Annotated in this window: 27 protein-coding genes and 1 other annotated feature; of the genes, 23 read left to right on the top strand and 4 right to left on the bottom strand. The window is 42.4% G+C overall.

Annotation, left to right across the window (positions count from 1 at the left end; translation table 11 throughout):
• Positions 1-56: 56 nt before the first annotated feature.
• The 3 genes from BMZ78_RS10420 (at position 57) to BMZ78_RS10410 (ending at position 3,622) form a co-directional block, all read left to right on the top strand.
• Complete coding sequence (locus BMZ78_RS10420) at positions 57-1,385, top strand: bifunctional folylpolyglutamate synthase/dihydrofolate synthase (RefSeq protein ID WP_093230149.1); 1,329 nt, start codon at positions 57-59, stop codon at positions 1,383-1,385.
• Between the two features lie 33 nt (positions 1,386-1,418).
• Positions 1,419-2,801: a UDP-N-acetylmuramate--L-alanine ligase gene (gene murC / locus BMZ78_RS10415; RefSeq protein ID WP_093230147.1), complete on the top strand. Its 1,383-nt coding sequence runs from the start codon at positions 1,419-1,421 to the stop codon at positions 2,799-2,801.
• A 173-nt stretch (positions 2,802-2,974) separates the two neighbouring features.
• Positions 2,975-3,622: an SCO family protein gene (locus tag BMZ78_RS10410; protein ID WP_245739818.1), complete on the top strand. Its 648-nt coding sequence runs from the start codon at positions 2,975-2,977 to the stop codon at positions 3,620-3,622.
• Positions 3,623-3,720: 98 nt separating this feature from the next.
• On the opposite strand, the gene BMZ78_RS10405 is transcribed toward BMZ78_RS10410, so the two are convergent.
• Entirely contained in the window at positions 3,721-4,941 is a 1,221-nt protein-coding gene (locus BMZ78_RS10405; RefSeq protein ID WP_093230146.1) for an ABC transporter permease, read from the bottom strand.
• A gap of 4 nt (positions 4,942-4,945) precedes the next feature.
• A complete protein-coding gene (locus BMZ78_RS10400; RefSeq protein WP_093230144.1) occupies positions 4,946-5,671 on the bottom strand; it encodes an ABC transporter ATP-binding protein in 726 nt (241 codons plus the stop codon).
• Between the two features lie 312 nt (positions 5,672-5,983).
• Here BMZ78_RS10400 and pepF point away from each other — a divergent pair, with 312 nt between their 5' ends.
• From pepF to minD, 11 genes are all read left to right on the top strand, one after another.
• Positions 5,984-7,807: an oligoendopeptidase F gene (gene pepF / locus BMZ78_RS10395; protein ID WP_093230143.1), complete on the top strand. Its 1,824-nt coding sequence runs from the start codon at positions 5,984-5,986 to the stop codon at positions 7,805-7,807.
• A 209-nt stretch (positions 7,808-8,016) separates the two neighbouring features.
• Positions 8,017-9,069 carry a type IV pilus twitching motility protein PilT gene (locus BMZ78_RS10390; RefSeq protein ID WP_245739817.1) on the top strand — a complete coding sequence of 351 codons (1,053 nt, stop codon included), beginning with the start codon at positions 8,017-8,019 and terminating at the stop codon, positions 9,067-9,069.
• Positions 9,059-9,748: a prepilin peptidase gene (locus BMZ78_RS10385; RefSeq protein ID WP_175482408.1), complete on the top strand. Its 690-nt coding sequence runs from the start codon at positions 9,059-9,061 to the stop codon at positions 9,746-9,748. Before BMZ78_RS10390 ends, BMZ78_RS10385 begins: the two co-directional genes overlap by 11 nt.
• 10 nt (positions 9,749-9,758) lie before the next feature.
• Entirely contained in the window at positions 9,759-10,748 is a 990-nt protein-coding gene (locus tag BMZ78_RS10380; RefSeq protein WP_139203308.1) for a type IV pilus biogenesis protein PilM, read from the top strand.
• Entirely contained in the window at positions 10,748-11,383 is a 636-nt protein-coding gene (locus BMZ78_RS10375) for a PilN domain-containing protein (protein WP_139203307.1), read from the top strand. The genes BMZ78_RS10380 and BMZ78_RS10375 overlap by 1 nt, the downstream gene beginning before the upstream one ends.
• Positions 11,380-12,279, top strand: coding sequence for a hypothetical protein (locus BMZ78_RS10370; RefSeq protein ID WP_093230135.1), 900 nt, complete (start codon positions 11,380-11,382; stop codon positions 12,277-12,279). The genes BMZ78_RS10375 and BMZ78_RS10370 overlap by 4 nt, the downstream gene beginning before the upstream one ends.
• Positions 12,280-12,407: 128 nt before the next feature.
• On the top strand, positions 12,408-13,475 hold the full coding sequence (locus BMZ78_RS10365; protein ID WP_093230134.1) for a hypothetical protein: 1,068 nt from the start codon (positions 12,408-12,410) through the stop codon (positions 13,473-13,475).
• 608 nt (positions 13,476-14,083) lie between these two features.
• On the top strand, positions 14,084-14,698 hold the full coding sequence (locus tag BMZ78_RS10360) for a Maf family protein (RefSeq protein ID WP_093230132.1): 615 nt from the start codon (positions 14,084-14,086) through the stop codon (positions 14,696-14,698).
• Between the two features lie 67 nt (positions 14,699-14,765).
• Positions 14,766-15,458: a RadC family protein gene (gene radC, locus BMZ78_RS10355; RefSeq protein ID WP_245739816.1), complete on the top strand. Its 693-nt coding sequence runs from the start codon at positions 14,766-14,768 to the stop codon at positions 15,456-15,458.
• 111 nt (positions 15,459-15,569) lie between these two features.
• Positions 15,570-16,241, top strand: a complete 672-nt coding sequence (locus BMZ78_RS10350; RefSeq protein ID WP_093230131.1) for a septum site-determining protein MinC — start codon at positions 15,570-15,572, stop codon at positions 16,239-16,241.
• Positions 16,242-16,279: 38 nt separating this feature from the next.
• The gene (gene minD / locus BMZ78_RS10345) at positions 16,280-17,074 is read left to right on the top strand and encodes a septum site-determining protein MinD (RefSeq protein ID WP_093230129.1); all 795 of its coding nucleotides are present in this window, start codon (positions 16,280-16,282) and stop codon (positions 17,072-17,074) included.
• Between the two features lie 10 nt (positions 17,075-17,084).
• Here the strand turns inward: minD and BMZ78_RS10340 are convergent, their stop codons facing one another.
• Complete coding sequence (locus tag BMZ78_RS10340; RefSeq protein ID WP_093230127.1) at positions 17,085-18,410, bottom strand: polysaccharide deacetylase family protein; 1,326 nt, start codon at positions 18,408-18,410, stop codon at positions 17,085-17,087.
• Positions 18,411-18,866: 456 nt separating this feature from the next.
• Here BMZ78_RS10340 and BMZ78_RS10335 point away from each other — a divergent pair, with 456 nt between their 5' ends.
• The 7 genes from BMZ78_RS10335 (at position 18,867) to obgE (ending at position 23,811) form a co-directional block, all read left to right on the top strand.
• On the top strand, positions 18,867-19,592 hold the full coding sequence (locus tag BMZ78_RS10335) for a M23 family metallopeptidase (protein WP_093230125.1): 726 nt from the start codon (positions 18,867-18,869) through the stop codon (positions 19,590-19,592).
• Entirely contained in the window at positions 19,585-20,454 is an 870-nt protein-coding gene (locus BMZ78_RS10330) for a M50 family metallopeptidase (RefSeq protein ID WP_093230123.1), read from the top strand. The genes BMZ78_RS10335 and BMZ78_RS10330 overlap by 8 nt, the downstream gene beginning before the upstream one ends.
• Positions 20,455-20,506: 52 nt before the next feature.
• Positions 20,507-20,584, top strand: a sequence feature (ribosomal protein L21 leader region).
• Between the two features lie 11 nt (positions 20,585-20,595).
• The gene (gene rplU / locus BMZ78_RS10325; RefSeq protein WP_093230122.1) at positions 20,596-20,907 is read left to right on the top strand and encodes a 50S ribosomal protein L21; all 312 of its coding nucleotides are present in this window, start codon (positions 20,596-20,598) and stop codon (positions 20,905-20,907) included.
• Positions 20,907-21,245, top strand: coding sequence for a ribosomal-processing cysteine protease Prp (locus tag BMZ78_RS10320; RefSeq protein WP_093230120.1), 339 nt, complete (start codon positions 20,907-20,909; stop codon positions 21,243-21,245). Before rplU ends, BMZ78_RS10320 begins: the two co-directional genes overlap by 1 nt.
• 21 nt (positions 21,246-21,266) lie before the next feature.
• Entirely contained in the window at positions 21,267-21,575 is a 309-nt protein-coding gene (rpmA, locus tag BMZ78_RS10315; RefSeq protein ID WP_093230118.1) for a 50S ribosomal protein L27, read from the top strand.
• Positions 21,576-21,746: 171 nt separating this feature from the next.
• A complete protein-coding gene (locus tag BMZ78_RS10310; protein ID WP_175482406.1) occupies positions 21,747-22,478 on the top strand; it encodes a Spo0B domain-containing protein in 732 nt (243 codons plus the stop codon).
• A gap of 25 nt (positions 22,479-22,503) precedes the next feature.
• On the top strand, positions 22,504-23,811 hold the full coding sequence (gene obgE / locus BMZ78_RS10305) for a GTPase ObgE (RefSeq protein WP_093230114.1): 1,308 nt from the start codon (positions 22,504-22,506) through the stop codon (positions 23,809-23,811).
• 88 nt (positions 23,812-23,899) lie between these two features.
• Here the strand turns inward: obgE and BMZ78_RS10300 are convergent, their stop codons facing one another.
• Positions 23,900-24,370, bottom strand: coding sequence for a low molecular weight protein-tyrosine-phosphatase (locus tag BMZ78_RS10300; RefSeq protein ID WP_093230112.1), 471 nt, complete (start codon positions 24,368-24,370; stop codon positions 23,900-23,902).
• A 148-nt stretch (positions 24,371-24,518) separates the two neighbouring features.
• Between BMZ78_RS10300 and BMZ78_RS10295 the strand changes: the two genes are divergently transcribed.
• Both BMZ78_RS10295 and pheA read left to right on the top strand, forming a co-directional pair.
• Complete coding sequence (locus BMZ78_RS10295) at positions 24,519-24,968, top strand: ACT domain-containing protein (protein ID WP_093230110.1); 450 nt, start codon at positions 24,519-24,521, stop codon at positions 24,966-24,968.
• A 21-nt stretch (positions 24,969-24,989) separates the two neighbouring features.
• Positions 24,990-25,868 (top strand): prephenate dehydratase, encoded by an 879-nt coding sequence (gene pheA / locus BMZ78_RS10290; RefSeq protein ID WP_093230108.1) that lies wholly within the window; start codon positions 24,990-24,992, stop codon positions 25,866-25,868.
• The last annotated feature ends 77 nt before the right edge of the window (positions 25,869-25,945 follow it).

Below are 25,945 nucleotides of genomic sequence, written 5' to 3'. Positions count from 1 at the left end.
AAAGTATAGATCTTTGTATTTTCCACAGAGATCTTTATGAAGGGAAGCGAAGAAGGATGAGCAACACATCTGTATTTGGAAATGTGGAAGATGTTTTTCAATGGATGAAACAGAATTGTGTAGCAAGGATTCAACCTGGCTTGGAACGGATGGAATGGATGTTGGAAAGGCTGAACCATCCGGAGCGAAGATTGAAATTTATTCACATTGCTGGAACCAATGGGAAAGGTTCTACAGCGGCCATGATTTCGACTGTATTGGTGGAAGCCGGATATAAAACAGGCTTGTTTGTGTCTCCCTATGTCACAAAATGGAATGAACGCATTCAAGTGGATGGTGAACCCATTTCAGATGAATCCCTTGTAAAATGGGCCAATCATCTCTATCCGCTGTTCGTCGAAATGATGGAGGAAGGTCCTGGGGCACCTTCACCCTTTGAGTTTTGGACCTTGGTAGCACTCTGTTATTTTGCCTATGAAGCCATTCCATGGTTTATCGTTTGGGAAACAGGTTTGGGTGGCAAATGGGATGCAACGAATGTGGTCTTTCCATTGGTTTCTGTCATTACCCAAATTGGAATGGATCACAAAGAGTTTCTGGGAGATACCATCACTCATATTGCGCAAGAAAAAGCGGGCATCATCAAACCGGGTGTGCCTGTAGTTTGTGGTACCACTTGCCCTGAAGCAACACAGGTGATTGTGGATGAAGCAAAACAGAAAAAATGTCGACTGTATGTGATGAACGAAGATTTTCATATTGATCTCATTGAAAGAACCATGGACTCTCAAACATTCCGTTTTTCAAATATATATCGCTCTCTCGATGCTTTAAAAATCCCGCTTGCTGGTGAGCATCAACTGCAAAATGCCGCTACTGCCATTATGACTTTGGAAGTGCTCAGGCAATATTATGCAACAATCCTGGAGGATTTCCATTTTGAACTCGGATTGAGAAAGGTAAGCTGGCCTGGCCGTCTGGAGAAAATCAGTGAACAACCGTTCATCTTGCTGGATGGGGCACATAATCCGGATGGGATGAATGCACTGGTAAAAGCTGTTTCGGCATTTTATACATATGATCGTTGTTTGGCGATGGTCGCCATGATGCGAGATAAAGAGGTAGACGAAATGTTAAAGCCGTTATTGACCATAACGGATCAGATCCTTGTGACCGAAGTGGCAGATGCTCCACGTGCTTTACCGGCAAATGAATTGGCAGAGCGGATTAAACAGATGGCACCGGAAAAAAACGTTGAAGTCGTTTCTTCCGTAGAAAAAGGACTTCAATGTCTGAAAGAGTGGGCTGCAGCCAAAGATCTTGTATTGATTACAGGTTCTTTATATTTGGTTTCCGAGGCACGTTCCTTACTGGTTACAGAGTAAATTGAGACAACATGATAAAGGTTGGTGATTGTGATGGAACAAAAACAACATGTGCATTTTATTGGTATTGGTGGTTATGGCATGAGCGCTATTGCTCGTGTGTTACTGGATTTGGGTTATAAAGTCTCTGGCTCGGATGTGGCGCGGAATAAATTGGTGGAAAAACTGGAAGAGCGCGGAGCGATTGTGACCATTGGTCATGACCAGGCCAATATTGAAGGAGCCAAGGTGATTGTTTACTCTTCAAGTATTGCGCAAGATAACATAGAGTTGGTGGCGGCACGTGAAAAAGGAATCGAAACTTTACATCGTTCGCAAATGCTGGCTCGGCTTCTGAATAACAAAAAAGGGATTGCGGTTGCCGGAGCACATGGCAAAACGACGACTTCTTCGATGATTGCACAAACAATGGAGATTTGCGGAACAGATCCAACCTATATTATTGGCGGCGAAATCGTGAGCCTGAAGGGAAATGCCAAAGCAGGGCAAAGCGACTATGTCGTGGCAGAAGCGGATGAAAGTGATGGAACCTTCCTGGAGTATTTCCCTTATATAGCTGTAGTGACCAACATTGAGCCTGATCATCTGGAGAATTATGGTGGCGATTTTGCAAACCTGAAGCAGGCTTATCTCAAGTTTTTAAGTCAAGTTCGTCCGGATGGGGTGGCCATTTTATGTGCGGATGATCCGCATGTGCGTGATTTGATGAAAGAAACCAGTAAAAGATGCATTACATATGGATTGGATCACCCGGCCGATTATTGTGCGACAAACATCCGGTTTAATCAGCGCGAAACCTCTTTTACAGTCATGCGTGGAGAAGAAATTTTGGGGGATGTAACTTTACAAATACCCGGGCGTCATAATGTTTCCAATGCTTTAGCGGTTATCATTGCCTGTTTGGAAGTTGGTTTGACATTTGCAGATATTTCCAAAGCTTTATATGAATTTCAAAGTACCAAACGCCGTTTCCAGATCATTGGCGAAGTGGAAGATATACTCGTTGTGGATGATTATGCTCATCATCCAACAGAGATTCAGGCGACACTGAAAGCTGCCAAAGCGCTAAATCGGCGAATAGTTGCCGTTTTCCAGCCACAAAGGTACTCACGGACTCATCTTCTTTTTCATGAATTCAGTCAAGCTTTTGCTGATGCAGATGAAGTCATTATCAATACCATTTATGCGCCAGCGGGAGAGAAGCCGATTCCTGGTGTAAGTGCAGAAAAATTGGCAGAGTTGATTGTAAAAAACAGTAATCCCAATACCCGGTTTATTGATTCAAAAGAAGAAATTATTGATTACCTGTTAACACATACCAAACCTGGCGATTTGGTTTTGACAATGGGTGCTGGCGATATTTGGCGTGTTTCTCATGGACTGATCCCGGAATTGGAAAAAATGCGTGTGAAATAAAAAATTTTACAGGAGATTGATCGAACAGGGCAACCCAACATTCCTGTAGTACAGGGATGTTGGGTTTTGAAGTAAAGAAGAGAGGACGGATTTCTGTCACGACTTTGTGACAAAGCTTTTGTTTTTGTTTATTTGTGATATCTTAATAAAGAGATTGAAGGGAGGATCGACCCGTGCGAAAGAAATCGTCATTATGGTTGGCTTTACTTCTCATATCGAGTATACTCGCTGGCTGTGCTACTCAACCTTCTGGTGAGGCTTCAAATACACAAAGCAATACCGTAACGACTCCACAATCGAATGATGTATCAAGTTTGAACTGGAAAGTACCTGATTTCAAGTATACGGATCATAATGGGAAACCCTTTGGCTTGAGTGATCTGAAGGGGAAAGTATGGTTAGCTGATTTTATCTTTACACGTTGTCCCAATGTTTGTCCGCCCATGACCGCCAATATGGCCAATGTGCAAAAAGAGTTGAAAAAGGCGGGCGTGAATGTGCATCTGGTCTCTTTCACGGTGGATCCAGAATACGACAAGCCTGAGGTATTAAAAGCGTTTGCGGAAAAACATGGTGCTGATTTGTCTAACTGGTCTTTGCTAACGGGTTACAAGTTCATGGACATTCAGAAAATGGCCAAGGATACCTTTAAAGGAAGTATTGATCAAGTAAAAGGTCCTTCACCGGATGTTGTCTTGTTTAACCATCCAACCCAGTTTTATTTAATCGATCAGACTGGAAAAGTCGTTAAATTCTACGACGGATTGAAGCCAGACATGAAGCAGATGATTCAAGATATACAAAAGCTGCAGAAAAAATAGGGAAAGCAAAGTACCAATGCTGTTACAGAAAGGTATCTTTTGAAAATCGCTGCCTGAAATTGGATGCTTGTTCAGGCAGCGATTTTTTGTTCAAGGGGTTATGATTTCTCCCTGATTTGCTTGGGAATGTAGACATAGCTTAGGAAATAACCAAGCAAGCAGCCTGCAGTTCCGATTAGCAGGAGATAGAGAACAGGAACGACAGTCATAGCTCCGACCATTACCATCATAAGAGTAAAAGAAGCAAGCAAGAGCCAGCACATCCGGGAAAAACAGCTGATTCGTTCTTCTTGGGTAATGGGGTAGAGCTGGGTAATCAGTGGATATCGTTGTAATAAAGCGATTTGTGGCAGTTGGATGGCGATGAGCCAGATACTGAATAATAGGGTTGCGAGAATTATCCATAAGTTTGGTAAAAATAGAATGATCACCGTAGCCCAAAGTAAAATGCGTAGATAAATGGCAAAAAGATCGCCATGCCGGAAAAATGTGCGCCAATAGAGATAAGAAAAAGCTTTCTGTCTGGGAGCCAATTTTTCCAAAAACCAGGTGAGCCATTTTCTCTCTTTCACTGGAAAGCGAATATGAGGAAGATCGACGAACCATCCGGCGATGGAGTAATATTTCATTAACGTTTTACGCTCCCGCTCGCTAAGCAGCATCCACGGATAGGGATAACCGGATATCATGGAACGAAGATAAAACAGATGCAGGATTGGGACCACAAAAGAAAACAGGCTGATCCATTCATGTTTGGTCAGCAGGAAAAAAGAGATCCATCCATTGATTAACCAGCGAAAGAAAAGCAAAGTATGTACATATCGAGAGGATTGAAATGAAGTGAGTCGGTCTTCCAGCCAGCTAATATAGCTGTTCCACACCTGTAATAAACAGAGCAGGATAATGGTGATCCCAAATGATGTGGTGTTTCCCAAACGTAACTGGTAAAGAGGGAATAGGATAAAGCCCACCAAGAGCAGTCTGATTAGATGAATACTCGTACTATAAATGAAGCTGTACCGGAAATAGTTCTTCATCTTTGTTTCCAAAGGCAATAAAAAAGTAAGATCAGCTGGCTGAATCCATGTGCGCAGGCGGCTAAAGGTTAGAGGTAAAGAGAGAAGAAATGCAATGGCATAGGAAATGGGAACATCTTTTGGCAGCCATAGTAAAAAGCGTGAGTAAGCGATGGACAGGAAGATCACCATGGCTCCAACCACAATCGGTGTTCCGCCGCCTCCGATAATCAATGAGATGATACGGATCGCTTGTCGCCACGAAGAGGACATCCGTTGAATGAAGAGTTGTTCTGTTTTCATTTGTTCAATCCTTTACCACTTGGATAAATAGCTCTTCCAGAGAAGCATTTGGCAGCCCAATCTGTTTTCGCATGTCCTCCAGTGTTCCGTAAAGGGCGACTCTTCCTTCATGAAGTAAAACGAAGCGATCGCAATACTTTTCAGCCATGGTAAGAATATGTGTTGACATCAGAATGGCTGTCCCTGCTTTTTTTCGCTGTAGCAGTAAATCGAGCAAGGCCTGGATGGCCAGAGGGTCAAGCCCGACAAAAGGTTCGTCTACAATCAAGAGAGAAGGTTCAACCAAAAAAGCACACAATAGCATGATCTTTTGTTGCATGCCTTTGGAAAAGGTGTGTGGAAACCATTTGGCAACTTTTTTCATACGAAATACATCCAGCAAGTACTCGGCTCTTTGTTTAAACTCTTCGGGTGGAATCTGATAAGCCCGTGCAGTTAATTCCAAATGTTCCCACAAGGTCAGTTCCTCATAAAACTGGGGAACTTCAGGAATATAGGCAAGATGGGAACGGAATTGTACAGGATTTTCCTGTAAGGTCGACCCCTGGACGGTAACTGATCCACTTTGAGGGGTTAATAATCCAAGAATATGCTTGATGGTGGTACTTTTACCTGCACCATTTACGCCAATCAAGCCGACAATTTCCGCAGGCTGCACTTCCAGGGAAATTTGGTGGATAACAGGTTGATGCCTGGAATAACCGCCTGTTAGATCTTTCACTACCAGCATATTTTGCTACTCCTTTCTCCTTCTCCATTGTGTTTGATTATGGAGAGGATTGCAAGTGATCGGCTATCGATTTACGGGAAAACATCGATCCAGGTTGAATCATGAGATGAGAAATGAAAAATGGCTGATTTGTTTCTTCAATAAACAGAAAAGCTTATAATAAATAATAAGGACGTTGGAAACGAAGGATTCCTTTTCCATTCTCTTTGCAGTTTAAGATTTCTGCCATCAGAGGTTTAGGCTGATATACGATGGGCTGGCGCTCATTGGAACAGTATGATCGTGATCACTTTGAATGAAAGAGGCGAGATCATGGCAAGCAAAAAAGCTGTCAAAAAATTACCAACCCGTTCGGAGATTCCGGCTGAATACACTTGGCGATTGGAGGACATATTTGCAACAGACGAAGAGTGGGAAAAAGAATTTGAAGCGGTAAAAAACGGTGTGCCAGAATTGCAATCTTATCAGGGGAAATTGGGGCAATCAGCTGATCAGTTGCTTGCTGCCCTCAAGTGTAGCGATGAGATTTTTCAGCGGATCGAGAAATTGTATACTTACGCCCATATGCGTTTTGACCAGGACACCACCAATGCGTTTTATCAAAGCATGAGAAGTCGCATTATCAGCCTGTATACGGAAGCGAGAAGCGCAAAGGCGTATCTGGTACCTGAAATTTTGGCCATCGACGAACAAAAACTCAAATCCTTCCTTGAAGAAAATCCGGAACTGAAAGTATATGAATATGCATTACAAGTGATTAATGAAAAAAGAGAGCATGTTTTATCTCCTGATGAGGAAGCATTGTTGGCTGGTGCTTCAGAGATAATGGATGCATCCAGACACACAGCTGGACTGTTAAGCAATGCGGATCTTAAATTTCCAACGATTATCGATGAAGACGGAAATGAAGTAGAGTTGACACAAGGGCGTTATATCCAGTTCCTTCGCAGTCATGATCGCCGTGTGCGCAAAGACGCATTTTTGGCCATGTATGGCACATACGGCCAGTTTGTTAATACATTTGCCAGTACCTTGAGTGCGACAGTGAAAAAGCATAATTACATGGCGAAAATACGGAAATACAATTCTGCACGGCATGCTTCACTCAGTGAAAAACAAATTCCTGAAGTTGTGTATGATCAATTGGTGGAAACGATCAATGAACATCTGCATCTGCTGCACCGTTATATGGAAATGCGAAAACGGGCCATGGGCTTGACGGAATTACATATGTATGATGTTTATGCCACATTGGTCGAAGATGTCAAAATGAAAATCACTTATGATGAAGCAAAAGACATCTTACTTCAAGGGTTATCCCCCATGGGTGAAGATTATCTGTCCATTGTTCGAGAAGGGCTCCAGAATCGTTGGGTCGATGTCTATGAAAACAAAGGAAAGCGAAGTGGAGCTTACTCTTCAGGTGCATATGGTACGAATCCGTATATTTTGATGAATTGGCAGGATAATCTGGATAATTTATTTACCCTGGCTCACGAATTTGGTCATTCAGTTCATAGTTATTATACGAGGAAAACGCAACCTTACGTATACGGTGATTATTCGATTTTTGTAGCGGAAGTGGCTTCTACCTGCAATGAATTGTTATTGAATGATTACCTGTTGAAAACAACCAATGACAGGAAAAAACGCATATATTTGATCACACATCAATTAGAGGATTTTCGTGCGACGGTGTTTCGTCAAACCATGTTTGCAGAATTTGAACATCTCATCCATCAAAAAGCGCAGCAAGGTGAGGCATTGACTGCTGAACAGCTCACTTCCTGGTACTATGCATTAAATCAGAAGTATTTTGGAAAACATGTTGTTTCTGACCAGGAGATTGGAATAGAATGGACCAGAATTCCGCATTTTTACTACAACTATTATGTGTATCAGTATGCCACAGGCTTTAGTGCAGCCGCAGCATTGTCAAAGCAGATCCTGACGGAAGGAAAACCCGCTGTTGATCGTTATATTGATTTCCTCAAAGCAGGTAGCTCGGCCAGTCCGATTGATGTACTGAAAAAAGCCGGAGTGGATATGACTTCCCCCGAACCGATTCGTGCAGCACTCCAGGTATTTGAAGAAAATCTGGATGAACTGGAAAAGCTCTTGTTTGAAAAAGAATAAATGCACAAGAAAGGGGTTCGTTTCCAGTTGAACGTCTTCGCCCAAACTCCCGCGACTGGAAAGCAGAATCTTTGTTGTACAATCTGGCGGTTTCGTTATGAAATCGCCTTTTTTTTCTGGATTCATTAATGTAAAAATATTGTAAAATAAAGCGTGTTGGAGATTCGATAAGATATACTAGAAAGTAAATAATTGTTGGGGGAATGTTTTTGTATATATTCAATTTGATTGAAATGGCTTATCGTGCCAAGGCTTCCGATCTTCATCTGTCAAGCGGAAAGCCCCCTTATATGCGTGTCCAGGGGCGGCTTATGCCCATGGATTATACGTTCATATCTGTACAAGAAATGGAACTGTTTCTTGCACAAATTTTAAAGCAAAAGGAACGGGAAGATGTACAGCGAGGGAAGGAAACCGATTTAAGCCTGGTACACCCAGAAGGGATCCGATTGCGTTTGCACATCTATTCTCAACAAGGGTTACCGAGTATATCGATTCGGTTATTCCCAAAAGAGATACCGCTTCCGCAGGATTTAAGGCTTCCACCCATTCTGCTGGACCTCATTTGCGAAGAACATGGATTGATATTGGTTACAGGTCCTACCGGGAGCGGAAAAACGACGACTTTGGCCTCTCTCATTCATTATTTGAACCAGCAAGAGACGCTCCGCATTATTACATTGGAAGATCCTGTTGAATATATACATACCCCTATATGTTCCATGATTGAACAGCGAGAAATTGGTTTGGATACAGACAGTTTTTTGGCCGGGATCCGTTCAGCTTTACGGCAGGATCCAGATGTCATTTTGATCGGCGAATTACGAGACCGTGAAACCATGCAGGCTGCCATTCGTGCAGCTGAAGCGGGAAGACTCGTATTGGCAACTGTGCATACAAGTCGAGCTGTATCAGCTATTTACCGCCTGATTGATGCGTTTCCACCTGTCCAACAATCTCAAATCCGTTCCCAATTGGCTCTGAATTTACTGGCAGTTACCTCCCAACGCTTGCTTCCGTTAAGCCATTCTCCTTATGAACGAATTGCTGCTGTAGAAGTACTGATCAATACTTCGGCTGTCAGTCATTTGATTCGAACAGACCAGCTGCACCAGATCGAGTCGGTCATGCAGGCTGGAAGAAATTATGGCATGCAGTCCCTTGAAATGGCTTATCAGCAGTTGCAAGAAGAAGGGTGGATTGATCCAGGCATTGTTGTTGGAAAGAAGAGCAAAGCAGGGTTGGAATTGCATGAGCGGTAATGTACAGGAATGGATTTATATTTTGATCAGTATGGGCTTGGCGTATCATTCACCCTCGATCGTTGAGAAGGCTTTACATTGGAAAATGAAACAGCTGTCTCAAGATCCATGCTTCTTGATCCCAAAAACAAAAAGAATCCATCTGTCCGTTTGTTTCATTACAGGCATTGCTGCTTATTTTTGTTATGAAGCTTATGCTTATTCACCTGAGAAATGGCTTGGTCTTTTTTTTATCTGGATTTTGGTCATGGTCTCGTTGACCGATATATGGTCCGGTTTGATCCTCAATCTATTTACTTATAGCGGTTTTGCCTTTTTTTTCTGTTTTCGCCTGTTTGTTCACGATGAGCGGATTGATCATTATCTAATGGCCGCTTTCTTGGCTGGAATAGGCAGCTGCCTCCTCAGTTGGTTGACAAAAAGTTTGGGTTATGGAGATGTGAAGCTGCTTGTCATGGGCGGGATAGTCACTGGATGGCCAAATGTCTTGATTGCTTTTTGGCTTGCTACCCTGGTGGCCAGTCTGTATATTGGTTGGCAATGGTTTTGGGGACGTCCAGTGAGCAGAAAAACGGAAATCCGGTTTGGCCCTCATTTGTCTTTCGGCTTATTTATCGCTTATCTTTGGGGTGAAAAAATCCGTATTCTCTATTTTTCATACATTTATTCACTTGTATAAAAAGGAGTTGATGAATTACTTGTTTCAGAGGAGGTTTCTAGGGATCGAAATTCAAGATCATTATTTTAAAATGATCGAGCTGCATAAACGGAAGACGTCACCTGTGGTTCAACATGTGATCACACATTCAATACCTTGGGAAACCAGTGGGGCAGATCACCTCCTTGATCGGGAAAAATTTATCTGGCTTTTGAATCGATTGAAAGAAGAACAGCATATATCAGCACGAACCGTTCATCTGGTCATGGATAGTCAGTTTATCAGTGTATATAAGCAGCCTGTGCCAATCCGGATCAAAGATCATGAATTGAGATCATGGCTAAAGAGAAATGTGGTCTCCAAGTTAACAGAGAAAGAAGTTATTTTCGATTTTTTTCCAATGCGCTCAGACAGTCTCGCCGAACGTAAAGTGATGCTGTTCATGGTCTCAAAAGAATTCATCGTTTCCATTGAAGAAATATTGGCCTGGTCTGGCCTGGAATTGGTCGCTGTCCATTTTTCTTCCCTTTCTCTTAATGATTGGCTTCAATTTGTGCGAAATGATTTACCTTTTCACTTTTGTACCTTCCGTTTTTCGACAAACGGTTTGGAATTGTGCTGGTTTAGGAATGGTCAGCTGGAAGGCATGAAATATCTAACTTTTCCACTTGTTTCATTTTGCAATCGTGTGATCTATCCACAATCGGATCTGTTAGAGCCTATTTTGACAGAACCGAGTGAAATTGCCCGTTTTGGAGAAGCGATGTTGGCCAGGGTTGATCAGGAGATGGAGCGTTGGTTTCAGGAATATCACTGGCTTCCAGACGAATGGATTTTAACGGGGGAAGGAGTCGATTTGGAGCTGTTGCGGGAATGGCTATATGGCCATATTCCAGCTAAAATTTCGGTCGATCAGTTGCCGGATTATATGCTTTCTCGAAAACTGCGAAAGGTTTCCAGCAAACGTTTGGGAGCTTCCTTATCGATATTAATCGGGTCATTACTTAGCGGGAGGAAATAATGATGAAGATTAATTTGATGGAGCCCGCTCCCCCTTTCCGGCGATACTATCATTGGTGGGTTAGTGGAATTATTCTCTTTCATGTTCTTTTGATGATTGGAGCAGGTTGGTTATATTGGGAGCAATCAAGTCAGATTAAAAGATTGGAAAAACAGATTCAATTTCTTGAACCAATGGAAAAAGATATCAGGAAAAAAGTGGAACAGGAACAAAAGTTTCGCAAGCAGCATGGAGCTGTGTTGGATTATAAACAGGCAGTTGAAAAGTTGCAATCGGAAAATGTAGATTGGGATTTGGCTTTACAAGCGGTTGAATCTGCATTAACACCTGAGGCGAAAATTTTTAATCTGAAAGCAAAAGAACACACACTGTCAGGTATGGCCGTATTTATATCAGAGCAAAATATCAGTATTTTTGAGGGGAAAATGAAACAGAGTCCATATGTGAAGCAGTTTGTGATGGACAGCGTAGAAAAAGCTTCGAATGTAAAAGAGGTGCGTATAAAGCCGGAGACAGCAACAGTGGTTCGTTTTCATTTTACATTTAACCCGGTAAAAGTAGAGAAATCGAAAACAAGCAAAGAGAAGAATTCAAAAACATCAAATTCAGTCAATCAGAAGGGAGGAGGGGCATGAATCGTTCTTCTTCCCCTTGGTGGAAACAGCCACTCTGGTGGAAATCGAAAGAGTTTTTGTGGTCTCTGTTTGCTGGTTGTTTTGTAGTCGTTGGTGGAATTAGCGGACCTTTGCTCTATCTCAATCATGTGGAGTTAAGGGATGCAAAACAACGGTTAAATAATATGAAAACATATGTCACCGAACATGAATCAACGGTAAAACTCGTACAGCAAGGATTGCGCCCTCCTTCAGAAGAAGAGCTCCAGGCATTAAAGGCGAAAGTTCCGACAGAAATTAATGTTTCACGTGTAGTGAACGCTTTGCGTGGAAAAGCCTCTGCCGCTGGAGTGAAATGGAAGGGCATTCGTTTTGCAGCAAAGGAGAGCGAACTGAATCAATTAAAAGACGAACTGAAAATTTCGGATATCGAATCCATTGCCGATTTAAAAACGAGTTTGGAACACTATTTATACAATAAAAAAACCGAACCGAAAAAGTCTCTGCCACCCCATATGTCTGTGATCTATTCGGATGTATATATCGATGCGAATCCTGGCCAATTAAAATCCTGGTTTCAGGCCATCAAGGATTTGGACAGGATTATACATATTCGCGAATGGGAAAATCTGATATTGAATCAGGAGGAAAATAAATTAGGAAATACGCGTGTGCGCTTGATGTTATATGTATATCTGGATCCAAAGCTTCAACTTTCCCCTTCCATGGTTGGCAATACGGATGGTGGAACTCCCGTAACGCCACAGACAAAGATTGAAATTCTACCAAAACCGACCAAGAAAGAAGATCTGCTCCAACAACTGAATCCCAATGGGACGCATAAGGAAAAAAACGGAACGATTAATCAGGATAAAAGTACCCATACAAATGGAAATAGCGAAAACAACGGGTCGTAATGGATGAATGGAAACGGCACTTGGTAAAGGGAGGTGCCGTTTCTTTTTTTACTAAGGGAATGGTTCTATCTTCTCTATTAACTCCATACAAATTTAATAGTAGATGTGGAGAGGGCGGATGAAGAACCATGAATCACAAGAAAGTAAAGGTGTATGCAAATCAAAAAGGGTTGAAAGTGATCGTCAATCATCAAATGCGTAATCAAAATGACAAGCAGATGATAGAGTCGGACGAAACGGTGGAAACGAGTTTATCATCCGAACTGAAGCAAATATGGCAGAATCTGTTTCAGCCAAGGTTGGGACAGGAACAGCAAGGAATTGGCTGGAATTCACCCAGACAACCTTTTTTTAAACATAAGAAAGTCAAGATTCCCCAGCCTGTCATTCGACTTCTGGCTTCCATCAGTGGGGCAGTGATTGTGGGACTGATTATGGGAGGTGCTTTGCTCCAATTGTTTTTCTCGGATCCATCCACTCGTTTGTCTTCGATTGATTCCCATTTGCCCAAGCCATCCCCATCCGTATCCAACTCATCCACTGCCACGGAATCCTATTCGTTACCAGCCCTTCATGTTGTCATGTTACAAGCTGGAAACTTTCAGGATAAACAAGGAGCGAAAGAAAAATTGACAGCCTATCGAACACAAGGGATTATGGCAGTCATGTCAGAAAGAGCTCCTTACCGGATATTTCTTGGCGTAGGATTTTCAAATGATGAGGCCCTAAAGCTTTCAACGATGTATGGAAAAAAAGAGGTTGATGTTTATTTAAAGGAATGGAAAGTGGGGGGAGAGGTGTTTTCTGAACCACAGGCAAAAAAATGGATACAAACTGAACTCGTTTCGGCACTAAAAGCTGGCAATCAATTGGTCAAACAATTGGGGAATATTTCTGTTCAGAAAATGAAGCCCCATCTGAAGCAAGAAGATGTTTTTGCCCTGAATACAGAAACGTTTGCTGAGTATCAGAAATGGGTGACTCAAGTGCAACTTCTTGAATCGAAAGTGCCACCCGCTGCTAAAGAAGCATTGTCTGAAATGATTCGTGGATTGGATCAGGCGATACAGAGTGGGGGAGCAGCGGAAAAGAATTTGAGCCAGGCATTATTATGGCAAATACAAGAGGGATTGGTTCGCTACATTATTGGTTATGATCGGCTGATCCATGTATTGAAAAGTTCAGGTATCCAATGATTTTGGTTATCCTTTTCTCACGCGCTTCGGGATAGGTTCCTTCCTCCGTGACAACTTCTGTACCATCACAGTCACTCCGCAAGGAACCTATCCCTACGCTTTATAGAAAACAGAACACCTTTTTCATCTCTCTGATGGTGTTGCTTTGCAATATGTGAATCTATCTTGAAAATATCGCTTCGGGATGGATTCGTTCCTCCGTGACGACTACTGTACCATCACAGTCACTCCGCAAGGAACCCATCCCTTCACTTTATAGAAATCCCTCTGGTGGTGTTACAAGGCAACATGAGACTCTGTTGACAACCCCGGCATTTAACAGAAACTTTGCCAACAAGCTGATACTCTCTAGAAGAAATATTCAGTGAAATAGTTTCTTGTTGATTGTTCGTAACTTTGTTAAACTGAAAATAACTTCTTTAGAGGCTTAACACCTTCTACATGTGGGTGTTTTTTTTAATTATAAATATAGTAAAGTCTTTGGATATAATAATTTTATTATCGCGTTTTGCAACAACCCTGATGTCGGTCGTGTTGATAAGCCAGAATAAGGAAGTCCCACTTTTGGTAATTCGACACGACTGCCCCAATGTAGAAAGGTGAGAAAGATGACAAACAAAGAATTAATTCTTGCTTCTGGTTCACCTCGGCGCCAAGAGATCTTGGCAGATCTTCAGCTCGCTTTTCAAGTGAGAACGAGTGATGTGGATGAAACATTACCTCCTGGCATACAGCCTGATGAAGCAGTGAAATATTTGGCACTGAAAAAGGCACAAGCTGTGGCTTCCACTTGTTCATCCGCTCTTGTGATTGGAGCAGACACGATTGTTGTATTGGATGGGCAAATCTTGGGAAAACCGGCAGATGCAGCGGATGCGATCCGCATGCTTTCTCGTCTTCAAGGGCGTGTTCATCAAGTTTATACGGGAATTGCTTTGATCGAAGTCGAAGAAGGTCATATCATACGTGAAATCACCCGGGCACGCAAAACAGATGTTTGGATGAGAGAGCTATCCAGGGAGAAAATGGAGTGGTATGTCCGTACAGGTGAACCTTTGGATAAAGCAGGAGCTTATGGAATTCAGGGTTATGGCGCAATACTCATTGATAGGATTGATGGGTGCTACTTTAATGTCGTGGGAATGTCCATATCATTATTGGAACAAATGATGGAAGAACTAGGGTATTCGATGTTTGATGATTTTTCAAAGTCCAGAAAGTAGAATGAATACTCCTCTGCTGATCGCATCCGACTTTCTGGAACTATTTGATGCAGAGGAGGATACGGTCATGATGATCAAAGATGTACCTGCTGAAGAGAGACCGCGCGAACGTTTGATGAGGTTGGGAGCCGAAGCGCTTTCCAATGCGGAGTTGATTGCACTTTTGCTAAGAACAGGCAGTACCAACGAATCTGTGCTTGCCTTGGCGCAAAGAGTATTGGTAAAGACAGGTGGGTTGAAAGGACTGACTCGTGCCTCTCTGATGGAATTGACCAAAATTCGTGGTATTGGGACGGCAAAGGCTATCCAACTACTGGCAGGTGTGGAATTGGGCCTGCGCATTTCCCGTCAACTCCCTGAAGAAAGCATGGTGATTCGTACTCCTTATGATGCCGCACAATGTGTCATGGAAGAAATGCGATATTTGGAGCAAGAGCATTTTCTTTGTTTATTTTTAAATACTAAAAATAAAATCATTCATAAAAAATGTATTTTTATTGGCAGTTTAAACGTATCCGTCGTTCATCCGCGTGAAGTGTTTCGTGAAGCGATTCGGCATAGTTCAGCAGGAATTATATGTGTACATAATCATCCGAGTGGGGATCCAACGCCTAGCCGTGAAGATCTGGAAGTGACCCAACGCCTTGTGGAAGCAGGGAAGCTGATGGGGATTGAATTAATCGATCATCTGATTATTGGGGATCAAACTTATTTCAGTATGAAAGAAAAGGGATTAATCATTGACTCTTTCAATCGATAATGGCGCGCATTTTTGGTCTCCCCCACTCGGTTTCAACATGATACGTGGCAGTATAGAAGGAAAATGAAGGCAAATAGCGAAATCTAAAAGTTGAGGCGGGGTGACCGGAGTATGGGAAAGCTGAAGCCAAGTGTAACGGTCAAAGGGACAAAAGATGGTCTGCTTTTTATTCTGGATGATTCATGTCCCTTTTCAAATATATTGAATGAGTTGAAACAGCTGTTTGAGTATAACCGCTCTTCCTTATGGGATGGCCCAAAAACGAGAGTATTGATCAAATTGGGACAAAGGCAAATTACCAAAGAGGAAGAGATTTCCCTTCGCCAACTGTTTTCTTTGAAAAAGAATTTGATCATCCAGGGCTTTGAATCTGAAGGCAAGCATTACTTACTGAAACCTGCCGGGATTCAGGTGCTGGCAGGAACCGTACGTTCTGGACAAGTATTAACGCACGAGGGAGATTTGCTGCTTTTAGGTGATGTCAATCCTGGTGGTTGTGTTCAGGCAACAGGGAGTATATATGTTTTGGGAGCGCTCCGAGGACTCGCCCATGCGGGAAGTAGTGGAGATGAGACAGCACTGATCGCTGCTTCCACTTTCAAGCCTACACAGCTTCGAATTGCCGATGTTATATCGCGTCCGCCTGATGAATGGGAGTACACAGAGGTTGGCATGCGGTTTGCCTATTTGGTCAATAATCAAATTGCTGTCGATCAGATTCAACATCTGATCCAGCTTCGTCCTGATCTGGAATGGAAAGAAAAGGGGAAAAAGTTTTTTTAGAATAGATTTCAATGGAATGAAAGAAGGGAGGGGTAGAAGTGGGAGAAAGTATTGTGATTACATCGGGAAAAGGTGGTGTAGGCAAATCGACCACATCAACCAATCTCGGCACTGCCCTTGCCCTTACCGGTAAGAAAGTTTGTCTGGTTGATACCGATATCGGTTTGCGTAATCTGGATGTATTGATGGGACTCGAAAATCGCATTATTTACGATCTGATCGATGTAGTAGAAAAAACATGCCGGATTGAACAGGCCTTGATCAAAGACAAACGTTGTGATCATCTCTATCTGTTACCTGCTGCGCAAACGAAAGACAAAACCTCGATTTCGTCCCAGCAATTGCGTTGGCTCATTGCAGAACTGAAGGAAAAGTTTGATTATGTATTGATTGACTGTCCAGCAGGGATTGAAATGGGTTTTAAAAATGCGGTTGCTGGAGCGGATCAGGCGATTGTTGTTACTACACCTGAAAATGCCGCCGTCCGTGATGCAGATCGTGTGATCGGGCTTTTGGAAAGAGAACGGATTCATTCACCTAAACTGATTATCAATCGATTGCGGACACAAATGGCTAAGGAGGGCGGCATGCTGGATGTAGATGAAGTTGTTTCCATTCTAGCCATCGATCTTTTGGGGGTTGTCCCCGATGATGAACGAGTGATACGAGCTGGCCATACAGGGGAGCCGATTGTTTGGGACAGTAGATGCTCGGCTGGCAAAGCCTATCGCAATATTGCAAGAAGAATTCAGGGTGAAATGGTTCCGCTGTTGGTTCTTGAAAAACATCAGAGTATGGTATCGAAAATGAAAAAATGGTTCGGATTTGTTTGATGAACCAACCCTACATAACAATTGGTTGTTTATGTAGGGTCTTTTTATGCTGATTCATGAATGAATGGAAAAGCACACCTGAATGAGGTGTGCGTGAATGATAGGATGTGGTTGAGCCACTTTCTGTTTGATTCATTTCATTGCTGTTATTATTTTCCGTTTGCTGATTCTGCTTTTTCTTTTGTTTTTCCAAAATTTCTTCAACATATTTTACATGGGCTGGTCTATTTTGGCGATCAATCACCTGGTCTGCATCAAAAAGATCGAGGAAATATTTTTTTTGCAGCCGTAAACCCAGACCGTCTGCGTGCCTGCGGTCCTGAAAGATTACTTTTCCCAGATGCTCTACATATGTTTCATGCCCAACAGGTTGAAAATAACGGAAACCCATGTGATAGAGATGCTGAATATATGGGCTTTCAACGGACTCATATGGGAAAGTGAATCCTTGGGGAAAAACATAAATATCAGTTGGTCCAATCAGGGATTCTACTTCTTCTTTCCACAACCGGCTATCTTCTTTTAACTTTTCCAGTGAAATTTGATTGTGTGGCAAGTGATAGTAGCTGTGAGAAGCAAATTTCCAACCTGTTTCTTTCAATCGTTTGATAATCGGCTTAACCGCTCCCCTTTCTTTAAGAAAATGAGGGTTTTCTATATCGTAGCGATTGGTTGTTTCATTGAATTTTTTGCTATTGGTGCGATAGCCGAGAATACCGTCAAAGCCGGTGAGATTAATCGTTCCTTTCGCACCTTTATATGAAAAATCAGGATGTTTTTTCACGAAATCATCGAGTAGAGGAACAATTTCATTGTCACGACGGATTACCTTTTTTCCCTGATCGTTGATCGATAGGGTGGCAATTTCACCTCGATGCAGAACAAGCTTCAAGTTGGTTCCGTACTTTATCTGGTCCGAGGTATAGTAACTCAAGTCGTCGATTGAGAGAATAATCGGCTTTTTTCCTTTTGGGAGCATCAGTTTTTTTCGTTTTATTTTTTTCTGCCCGTTTTCCTCTACTTCCTCATAAACATCATGGATATGTACTAAAATAAAGTTCTTTTTATATAGGGATTCGATAATCCGATTAAATTCTGGTACGGTATTGAACCACATATCGATCTGTTCAGATTGGCTATCCCCTTTAAAAGCCCTTTTCGGGTAGGCAATCAGCGGGTGGAAAAACAAATGCTCCACTTTCCCTTTATACTCGACGTATTCGATCTTTTTTGGTTTTGCAATTTTTCTCTCTTCTTCAATGAAATAGAAGGAGCACCCAGCCGTTAGAAGGATGAAAGTTATTCCCGCGATCAGTGTAGAAAATCGTTTCTTCATTTTTCCTCCTTGGATTATATAATAATATTTTCTGTCATTGATTATATTTTCGAATAAAAGAGCCTTACAATAGGATATGGAGGAAAATTGTTAGGATTTTGTATCATTTTTTTGTTATCTGACATTCAATCATACTAAAATGGAATGGACTCAAGCGGAAGAATATCTCCTTTTTGTCCATAGTGGATGATCCGCAAATATTCACCATAGACGATGGAGCGATGTGCAGGATGATTCATCCATGTATCTTTGGTGACTGCTTTTTTATCGATCGTCGTATCCAGCTACTGCAAAAGTTAACCAAAAGAATGGATGCCACCAGATCCAATCGGTTTCGGTCCTGGTATCAAAATCGCTTCGAAAGTGGATGTTGGTGAGCGTGTTTTTATCATATTCCCTCTCGTTCTCTCGTATTTATGAACTAGAAAAAGGCTTGTCAGAGCGGAGGGATGGGCATTGACAGATTGGTATGAAAATATTCGAAAGCGGCGCGAGAAGCAGGTTCAGCTGATAAAGCAAGGACTCTATTCTTCAGTGAAAGAATCGAACTTGAAAGAGCAAGATTTTTCAATAATAAAGCAGAAAAAACCGATGAAAAAAAAGAAAGAAAACAAGACCCATAAATGGCTGATCCAATTAGCCATTTCCCTTTTTCTCCTGTGTGGGACTTATTTCATCTTTCATGTTCAAACCGATCGTGGCAAACAGCTGCAACAGTGGATTGCTCAAGTGATGACAGAGGAGTTTCAATTTAAACAGGTATCTGCCTGGTATAAAGAAGTGATAGGGGAAGCTCCCAGTATTTTGCCTGTATTTCAAACGAAACCAAAGCGGGTTGCATTGTATTGGAATTTTCCGGTAAAAGGAAAAGTGGTTTTACCATTCGATCAAAAGCGAAAGGGATTGGTACTCCAAGCTCCACCACAAGCACAAGTGATGGCGGCGACAGAGGGATGGGTGAGTTTTGTTGGTGAAAAAACAGGCTTGGGAAGACTGGTTATTATCAGGCATGCTCAAGGATACGAAAGTTGGTATGGTTTTTTGAAGAACACGGCAGTAAATGAAAAAGACTGGGTAAAAAATGGACAGGTGATTGGTGAAGGAGGAGAAAAGTATATCTATTTTGCTGTAAAAAAAGATGGACAGTTTATTTCACCTGTAGGCGTGATTCCATTTGAATAAATACCCGTGGCAGGGGATGGAGATCCGGATCCATCCTTTATTTTGGTTCATGATGTTTCTTTCTGTGTGGTCAGGCTATTTTTTGGAAGCCATTACTTTATTTGTGTTAGTGATCATCCATGAGTTAGGCCATGTGACTGCTGCATGGTCCTATGGTTGGCGAATTCGTTCCATGGAATTACTGCCTTTTGGTGGAATGGCGAAAACGGATGAATGGGGAACGGTATCTGCCAGGGAAGAGATTGTTGTAGCTTTGGCTGGCCCATTTCATCATGTGTGGTTAATCGTGATCAGTTATGTTTTTTACATGATGGGCTTTTGGTCACAGGATTGGATGGCTTATTTCATTCAGGGAAATTTGATGCTCGCTTTGTTTAATTTATTACCGATTTATCCTTTGGATGGCGGACGTGTATTCGCTGCAGTTCTAAGTTATTGGGTTCCTTATCGACAATGTCTCTATTGGACTGGGGTGATCAGCCTCTTTCTATCTGTGGGCCTGTTTGTATCTTCTTTTTTATTCCCGGGAGTTACCGTTCATTTTCCTTTGCTTCTCATTTCCTTTTTCCTGCTTTTTTCCAATGTAAAAGCGATCCGCCAGAAGCAGGTACAGTTTATCCGTTTTCTACTGCATCGTCATTATCAGGGAATGAAAGATGACTATGCTATTCAAAAAGTGATTGCAATGGCCAACGAACCGCTTGCCAAGGTGATCAAACGATGGTATAAAGAAAGATATCATGTCGTTGAGGTAGTGGATGAAAGAGGAAATATATTTGGCTTTTTGCCAGAAGAAATGGTTTTGCAAAAATATTTTCAGAATCCAAATGCACGGTTGGTCATTGATTTTCCAGATTTTTAAACCCATTTTTCATTGACAGGTCTACTTGGCTATGCTAAGATTGACGTTGTTGTTATGCATGAAACCGCTCATCGTTAGGATGACAAACAGGCCAAGTGCCTTTCCTAAGGTGGCGAGTCCTAATTCAGAGGAGGGTATATCATGTACGCAGTGATTGAAACAGGCGGTAAACAATATCGTGTAGAAAAAGACAGTGTATTGTTCATTGAAAAATTGGATGCACAAGAAGGCGAAACCGTTACTTTTGACAAAGTTCTTTTGGTAAATAAAGACGGCGAAACCATTGTTGGCAAACCCGTTGTTGAAGGCGCAAAAGTAACTGGAAAAGTAGTAAAACATGGTCGTGGAAAGAAAATCGTCGTGTTTAAATATAAACCGAAAAAGAATTATAAGCGGAAACAAGGGCATCGTCAGCCATTTACCAAAGTGGTTATTGAAAACATCGAAGCTTAATGATTAAGATTTTAGTTGAACGGGATAAAAACGGGCAAGTGAAACGAGTTTTGATCAAGGGTCATGCTTACTATGATGAGCCTGGGAAAGACATTGTATGTGCTGCTGTTTCAGGGATTACACATGGTATGGTGAATGCTGTGGAAAAACTGACAGGTATACAGATTCATGAAGATGACGTTCGACCAGGCAAGCTCGATTGTCAGATCCCAGGACATGTTACAGATGTCGAGACACTGTCCCGTATTCACTTGCTTCTGGAAGCGATGGTTATGTCGCTTGAAGATGTGGCTGATGAAGCTCCAGATTTTGTGAAGATTATCGAAAAACGTATATAATATGAGAAAGAGGTGATTATGATGTTGAAAATGAATCTACAATTTTTCGCATCGAAAAAAGGGGTAGGTTCCACAAAGAACGGTCGTGACAGCATCTCCAAACGTTTGGGTGTAAAACGTGCTGACGGTCAATTCGTATTGGCTGGTAACATTCTCGTTCGTCAGCGTGGAACCAAAATCCACCCAGGTGTAGGTGTAGGCCGTGGTGGAGATGATACCTTGTTTGCGAAAGTAGACGGTATCGTTCGTTTCGAGCGTGTAGGTCGTAACAAAAAGCGTGTATCTGTGTATCCAGTAGCACAATCTGAAGCAGCAGCTGCACAAGCTTAAGTCAGTGAAAGAGAAAATGGCGAATCAATATCTGATTGAAATCAAAGGCTAAGTCTTGCTACAGCATTTTGTAGAACTTAGCCTCTTTTATTGTTTTTCTTAAATATGACTCGTTTTTTTTACGATAAGTAGAATGAATATTGGTAACTTTTATACAAGGAGAGAATGGCAGTGAATCGGTTGGATCTATTAAAATGGAGATTTTTTCTTCCTGCTGTGGTAATTTTGAGCTTATGGGTGTTTCAACCTTGGGGGCGTATGGGCAGTGTCTGTTTCTTGATCCTCTCGTTATTATCCATCTTCCTGGGAGTGCACTACTGGCAAAAAGAGTGGCAGCGAATCATGGTGGTATCTGAAGCAGAACGAATCAGAGAGCTGATGAGTAAACAGCGACATGACTGGTTAAACCATATTCAAGTGCTGATGGGTTATCAAATGCTGAAAAAACCGGAACAGATCTCACGCTATTTGCAAAAACTGATGAAAGAGGCTGAAAGAGAGCGACAGATTTCCCGGATTCGCTACGCACCCTTGGCTGTGTTTTTATTGACATTGGGTGTAAAATATAAAGAATGGGAATGGGATGTAGAGTTGGCAGACTCCATGATAGTTGGTGATGAAACAGACGCAGTGGAACTTTTACGACTGCTTGAATGCATGGTAACTTGGCTAAAAAAACAGGGAGAAGAATATCTGGATTGGACCAAAATTCAACTCCGGATGTTTTCAGAGAAAAAAACGGTATCGATGGAGTGGAAACTTCTTGATGATGACGGCAACATTGTTCCTCTCGATTTTCCGCAAACGGAATGGGAAGAGATTCAGCAAAAAATGAGAAAACAGGGTGCACAGGTATTGGCAATGCAAGATCAGCAGCTGATATCGTTGCACTATGCCAGTTAGTACATACTTGGGTGGTGAACGTAGCATGTTTGTTGACATAGTAAAGGTATTTGCCAAGGGAGGAGATGGCGGCAACGGAATGGTTGCATTTCGCCGGGAGAAATATGTACCGTATGGTGGACCAGCGGGTGGCGATGGCGGTCGTGGTGGAGATGTGATTTTTGAGGTGGATGAAGGGCTTCGTACCTTGATGGATTTTCGCTATCAACGGGAGTTTAAGGCAGATCGGGGAGAAAATGGCCGTTCGAAAGGGCAGCATGGGGCCAACGCAGAGCCATTGGTAGTGAAAGTACCACCTGGAACGGTGGTGAAAGATGTTGAAACTGGAGAAATCATTGCTGATCTGACAGAAAAAGGACAGCGCGCCGTGATTGCGCGTGGAGGTCGAGGTGGACGTGGAAACATGCGTTTTGCCACATCTGTCAACCCTGCTCCACAAATTGCGGAGAATGGGGAACCGGGTGAAGAACGGTGGATTGAATTGGAGTTGAAATTACTGGCAGATGTTGGATTAATTGGTTACCCCAGTGTAGGAAAATCTACTTTGTTGTCGGTTGTCTCCAAAGCGAGGCCCAAGATTGCGGCTTATCATTTTACAACACTGGTCCCCAATTTGGGAGTTGTTCGCGTCGAAGATGGGCGTAGTTTTGTGATGGCCGATTTGCCTGGATTAATTGAGGGTGCTCACCAGGGTGTGGGGTTAGGCCATCAGTTTTTACGTCATGTCGAGCGAACGAAAGTATTGGTACATGTGATTGATATGGCAGGTTCAGAAGGGCGTGACCCCTTCGAAGATTATAAACAGATTAATGAGGAGATGCGGCTGTATCGGAAAGATTTGGTAAATCGTCCTCAAATTGTGGCTGCCAATAAGATGGATTTACCCGATGCCGAAGTTTATTTGGAAATGTTTAAGGAAAAGGTAGGACCCGATGTACCTGTTTATCCGATTTCAGCGGCAACGAGACAGGGAATCAAAGAGTTATTGTATGCCATTGCCGATCTCCTGGAGAAAGTGGAACAGGAAGAGGCTGAAACTCCGGTTATTGATCAGGCAGGACCTGAAGAACGGGTGATATATAGAAGTCAACTGGACGAGCCTGCCTTTACGATTCGACGTGAAAATGAAATCTTTATCGTTGAAGGAAAACGAGTTGAGAAATTGGTACAAATGACCAATTTTAATTACCATGATAGTGTGATCCGTTTTAGCCGGAAATTGAAAGAAATGGGCATTGAAGACGCACTTCGAGAGCGGGGAGCAAAAGAAGGAGATACAGTCCGGATTGGTGAATTGGAGTTTGAGTTCACGGAATCGATGGATTATGAGTAAAATAGAGGAGTGTTTCAGAAAAAAGAGAGACCCGCTGACCTCAAGGTCAGAAGTCTCTCTTTCACATTGGGAGATCTGGAAAGGACTGTTATTTTAACGGATGCTCTTTTATAATTTTATCCAAAAGATTTTTGCAACCAGCCTCCACCAAGCGATAGGTTTCGTCAAAATCGCCAGTATACCATGGATCTGGCACTTCCGTATAGCCGAACTCCGGAATGAAATCGACGAAACGATAAATGTTCGTCTGGTTATCCTTCGCCAAACGGTGTAAAGATTGGATATTATTTTCATCCATACCGATTATGTAATCAAATTGGTCAAAGTCTTCGATGGTCACTTGTCTGGCGTAAATCCCTTCATAGGAGATGCCTTTCTCCTTTAGTTTGGACCGTGTTCCATGATGAGGTGGTTCGCCTACGTGCCAATTGCCGGTTCCAGCGGAGTCAATCCGGATGTGTTTGGATAATCCGGCCTCATGGACATAATGGCGAAAAACAGCTTCGGCCATGGGTGACCGACAAATATTTCCGAGACATACGAATAAGACAGATACCATTTTTTCCAAAGCCCCCTTCGTTTCGATGTTATGGAATATCTTAACACAAGGTAAAAAACTTTTGAAAAACTATTGCATCGAACAGGGTTCAAAGGTTACAATGTCCGTTGTAAATAAACATTTGATTGTATATGGGGGACATTGTTGAATGTCAGAAGAACAGTTTGTTTTGGTACGATTGGATATGTTACCAGAAGCGATTCAAAAGACTCTGGAAGCCAAGCGACTATTGGAGACGGGAACGGTCATTACCGTACAGGAAGCAGTGGATCAGGTAGGTTTGAGCCGAAGCTCGTTTTATAAGTATAAGGATAGTGTATTCCCTTTTAATAAAATGGTCAAAGAAAAAATTGTAACCTTGTCCATGGTACTAGAACATCGGGCAGGTGTGCTCTCAAGTGTGCTCGGTTATCTGGCACAAAATGAAGCAAATGTACTCACCATTCACCAAACCATTCCTTTAAACGGGCAAGCCACTGTTACCATGTCGGTAGATACTGTTCACCTGAGTAAAGATCTGGATAAAGTATTGCAGGGATTACGGCAGTTAAGAGGAGTACATCGCGCGCTTGTCATCAGTAGTGGAGAAACTTCATAGCCTGAGTTGGGAGAGAAGAAAATGGTTGAAACAGTAGCATATTTGGGACCACAAGGGACATTTACACATGAAGCAGCACAGAGGCTGTTTCCAGAAAAAAATGTGGAACTGGTGTCTTATCCGTCCATTCCGGATGTCTTGGTTGCAGTTGATCAAGGCGTTTGTGATCGAGGTGTTGTTCCAGTAGAAAATGCCATTGAAGGAACCGTCAACTCTACGCTGGATTGGTTAATCCACCAAGTGGATATTCCAATTATTGGCGAATTGGTTTACCCGATATCCCAGTGCTTATTGGTGCATCCTTCACATGCAGGGCGGCCAAAAAAGGAGTTTACACGAATCTTGTCCCATCCTCAAGCCATTGCGCAATGTCAGTTAAAATTACGTCAGGATTTTCCGCAGGCTGAATGGGTTTATACAGAAAGTACAGCACAAGCAGCACGTATAGTGAGTGAAAATTCAGATGAATCATGGATCGCCGTCGGACCTCGCAAATCAGGAGAGATTAGCAAGTTATATGTTTTAGAGACCAATGTGCAGGACCATGCCAATAATATGACTCGATTTATCGTATTGGGAAGACAAAAAAAGCAGTGGGAGCATTTAACCTCTGAACGGTATAAAACAAGCATGCAGGTCACACTTGCTTCTGATTTCCCAGGTGCGTTATATCAAGTATTGGCCGCTTTTTCGTGGCGTAAGATTAACCTGTGTCATATTGAGTCAAGACCTACTAAAACCGGGTTGGGAAATTATTATTTTTTGGTAGATGCAGAAATGAAAGCTGAACATGTCCTTTTACAGGGAGCGATTGCGGAAATTGAGGCATTAGGCTGTCAAGTACGCTTGCTTGGATCTTATCCGTGTTTCAGACATGAGCTTGTACAGAAAAGAACATAACAAAGATCCGTGACTTATCTTATTCCGAAAATAGGGATCCGTTTCTTTCGCGCTTCGGGATGGGTTCCTTCCTCCGT

The organism is Thermoflavimicrobium dichotomicum, assembly GCF_900114055.1.
GTDB classification, from domain to species: Bacteria; Bacillota; Bacilli; order Thermoactinomycetales; family Thermoactinomycetaceae; genus Thermoflavimicrobium; species Thermoflavimicrobium dichotomicum.
This window is presented reverse-complemented; position numbering and strand designations above follow the sequence as displayed.

Coding starts and splice junctions, on each gene's coding strand:
- BMZ78_RS10420 (WP_093230149.1), top strand. CDS start 57: ATGAGCAACACATCTGTATTTGGAAATGTGGAAGATGTTTTTCAATGG.
- murC (WP_093230147.1), top strand. CDS start 1,419: ATGGAACAAAAACAACATGTGCATTTTATTGGTATTGGTGGTTATGGC.
- BMZ78_RS10405 (WP_093230146.1), bottom strand. CDS start 4,941: ATGAAAACAGAACAACTCTTCATTCAACGGATGTCCTCTTCGTGGCGA.
- BMZ78_RS10400 (WP_093230144.1), bottom strand. CDS start 5,671: ATGCTGGTAGTGAAAGATCTAACAGGCGGTTATTCCAGGCATCAACCT.
- pepF (WP_093230143.1), top strand. CDS start 5,984: ATGGCAAGCAAAAAAGCTGTCAAAAAATTACCAACCCGTTCGGAGATT.
- BMZ78_RS10385 (WP_175482408.1), top strand. CDS start 9,059: ATGAGCGGTAATGTACAGGAATGGATTTATATTTTGATCAGTATGGGC.
- BMZ78_RS10380 (WP_139203308.1), top strand. CDS start 9,759: ATGAATTACTTGTTTCAGAGGAGGTTTCTAGGGATCGAAATTCAAGAT.
- BMZ78_RS10375 (WP_139203307.1), top strand. CDS start 10,748: ATGATGAAGATTAATTTGATGGAGCCCGCTCCCCCTTTCCGGCGATAC.
- BMZ78_RS10370 (WP_093230135.1), top strand. CDS start 11,380: ATGAATCGTTCTTCTTCCCCTTGGTGGAAACAGCCACTCTGGTGGAAA.
- BMZ78_RS10365 (WP_093230134.1), top strand. CDS start 12,408: ATGAATCACAAGAAAGTAAAGGTGTATGCAAATCAAAAAGGGTTGAAA.
- BMZ78_RS10360 (WP_093230132.1), top strand. CDS start 14,084: ATGACAAACAAAGAATTAATTCTTGCTTCTGGTTCACCTCGGCGCCAA.
- radC (WP_245739816.1), top strand. CDS start 14,766: ATGATGATCAAAGATGTACCTGCTGAAGAGAGACCGCGCGAACGTTTG.
- BMZ78_RS10350 (WP_093230131.1), top strand. CDS start 15,570: ATGGGAAAGCTGAAGCCAAGTGTAACGGTCAAAGGGACAAAAGATGGT.
- BMZ78_RS10340 (WP_093230127.1), bottom strand. CDS start 18,410: ATGAAGAAACGATTTTCTACACTGATCGCGGGAATAACTTTCATCCTT.
- rplU (WP_093230122.1), top strand. CDS start 20,596: ATGTACGCAGTGATTGAAACAGGCGGTAAACAATATCGTGTAGAAAAA.
- BMZ78_RS10320 (WP_093230120.1), top strand. CDS start 20,907: ATGATTAAGATTTTAGTTGAACGGGATAAAAACGGGCAAGTGAAACGA.
- rpmA (WP_093230118.1), top strand. CDS start 21,267: ATGTTGAAAATGAATCTACAATTTTTCGCATCGAAAAAAGGGGTAGGT.
- obgE (WP_093230114.1), top strand. CDS start 22,504: ATGTTTGTTGACATAGTAAAGGTATTTGCCAAGGGAGGAGATGGCGGC.
- BMZ78_RS10300 (WP_093230112.1), bottom strand. CDS start 24,370: ATGGTATCTGTCTTATTCGTATGTCTCGGAAATATTTGTCGGTCACCC.
- BMZ78_RS10295 (WP_093230110.1), top strand. CDS start 24,519: ATGTCAGAAGAACAGTTTGTTTTGGTACGATTGGATATGTTACCAGAA.
- pheA (WP_093230108.1), top strand. CDS start 24,990: ATGGTTGAAACAGTAGCATATTTGGGACCACAAGGGACATTTACACAT.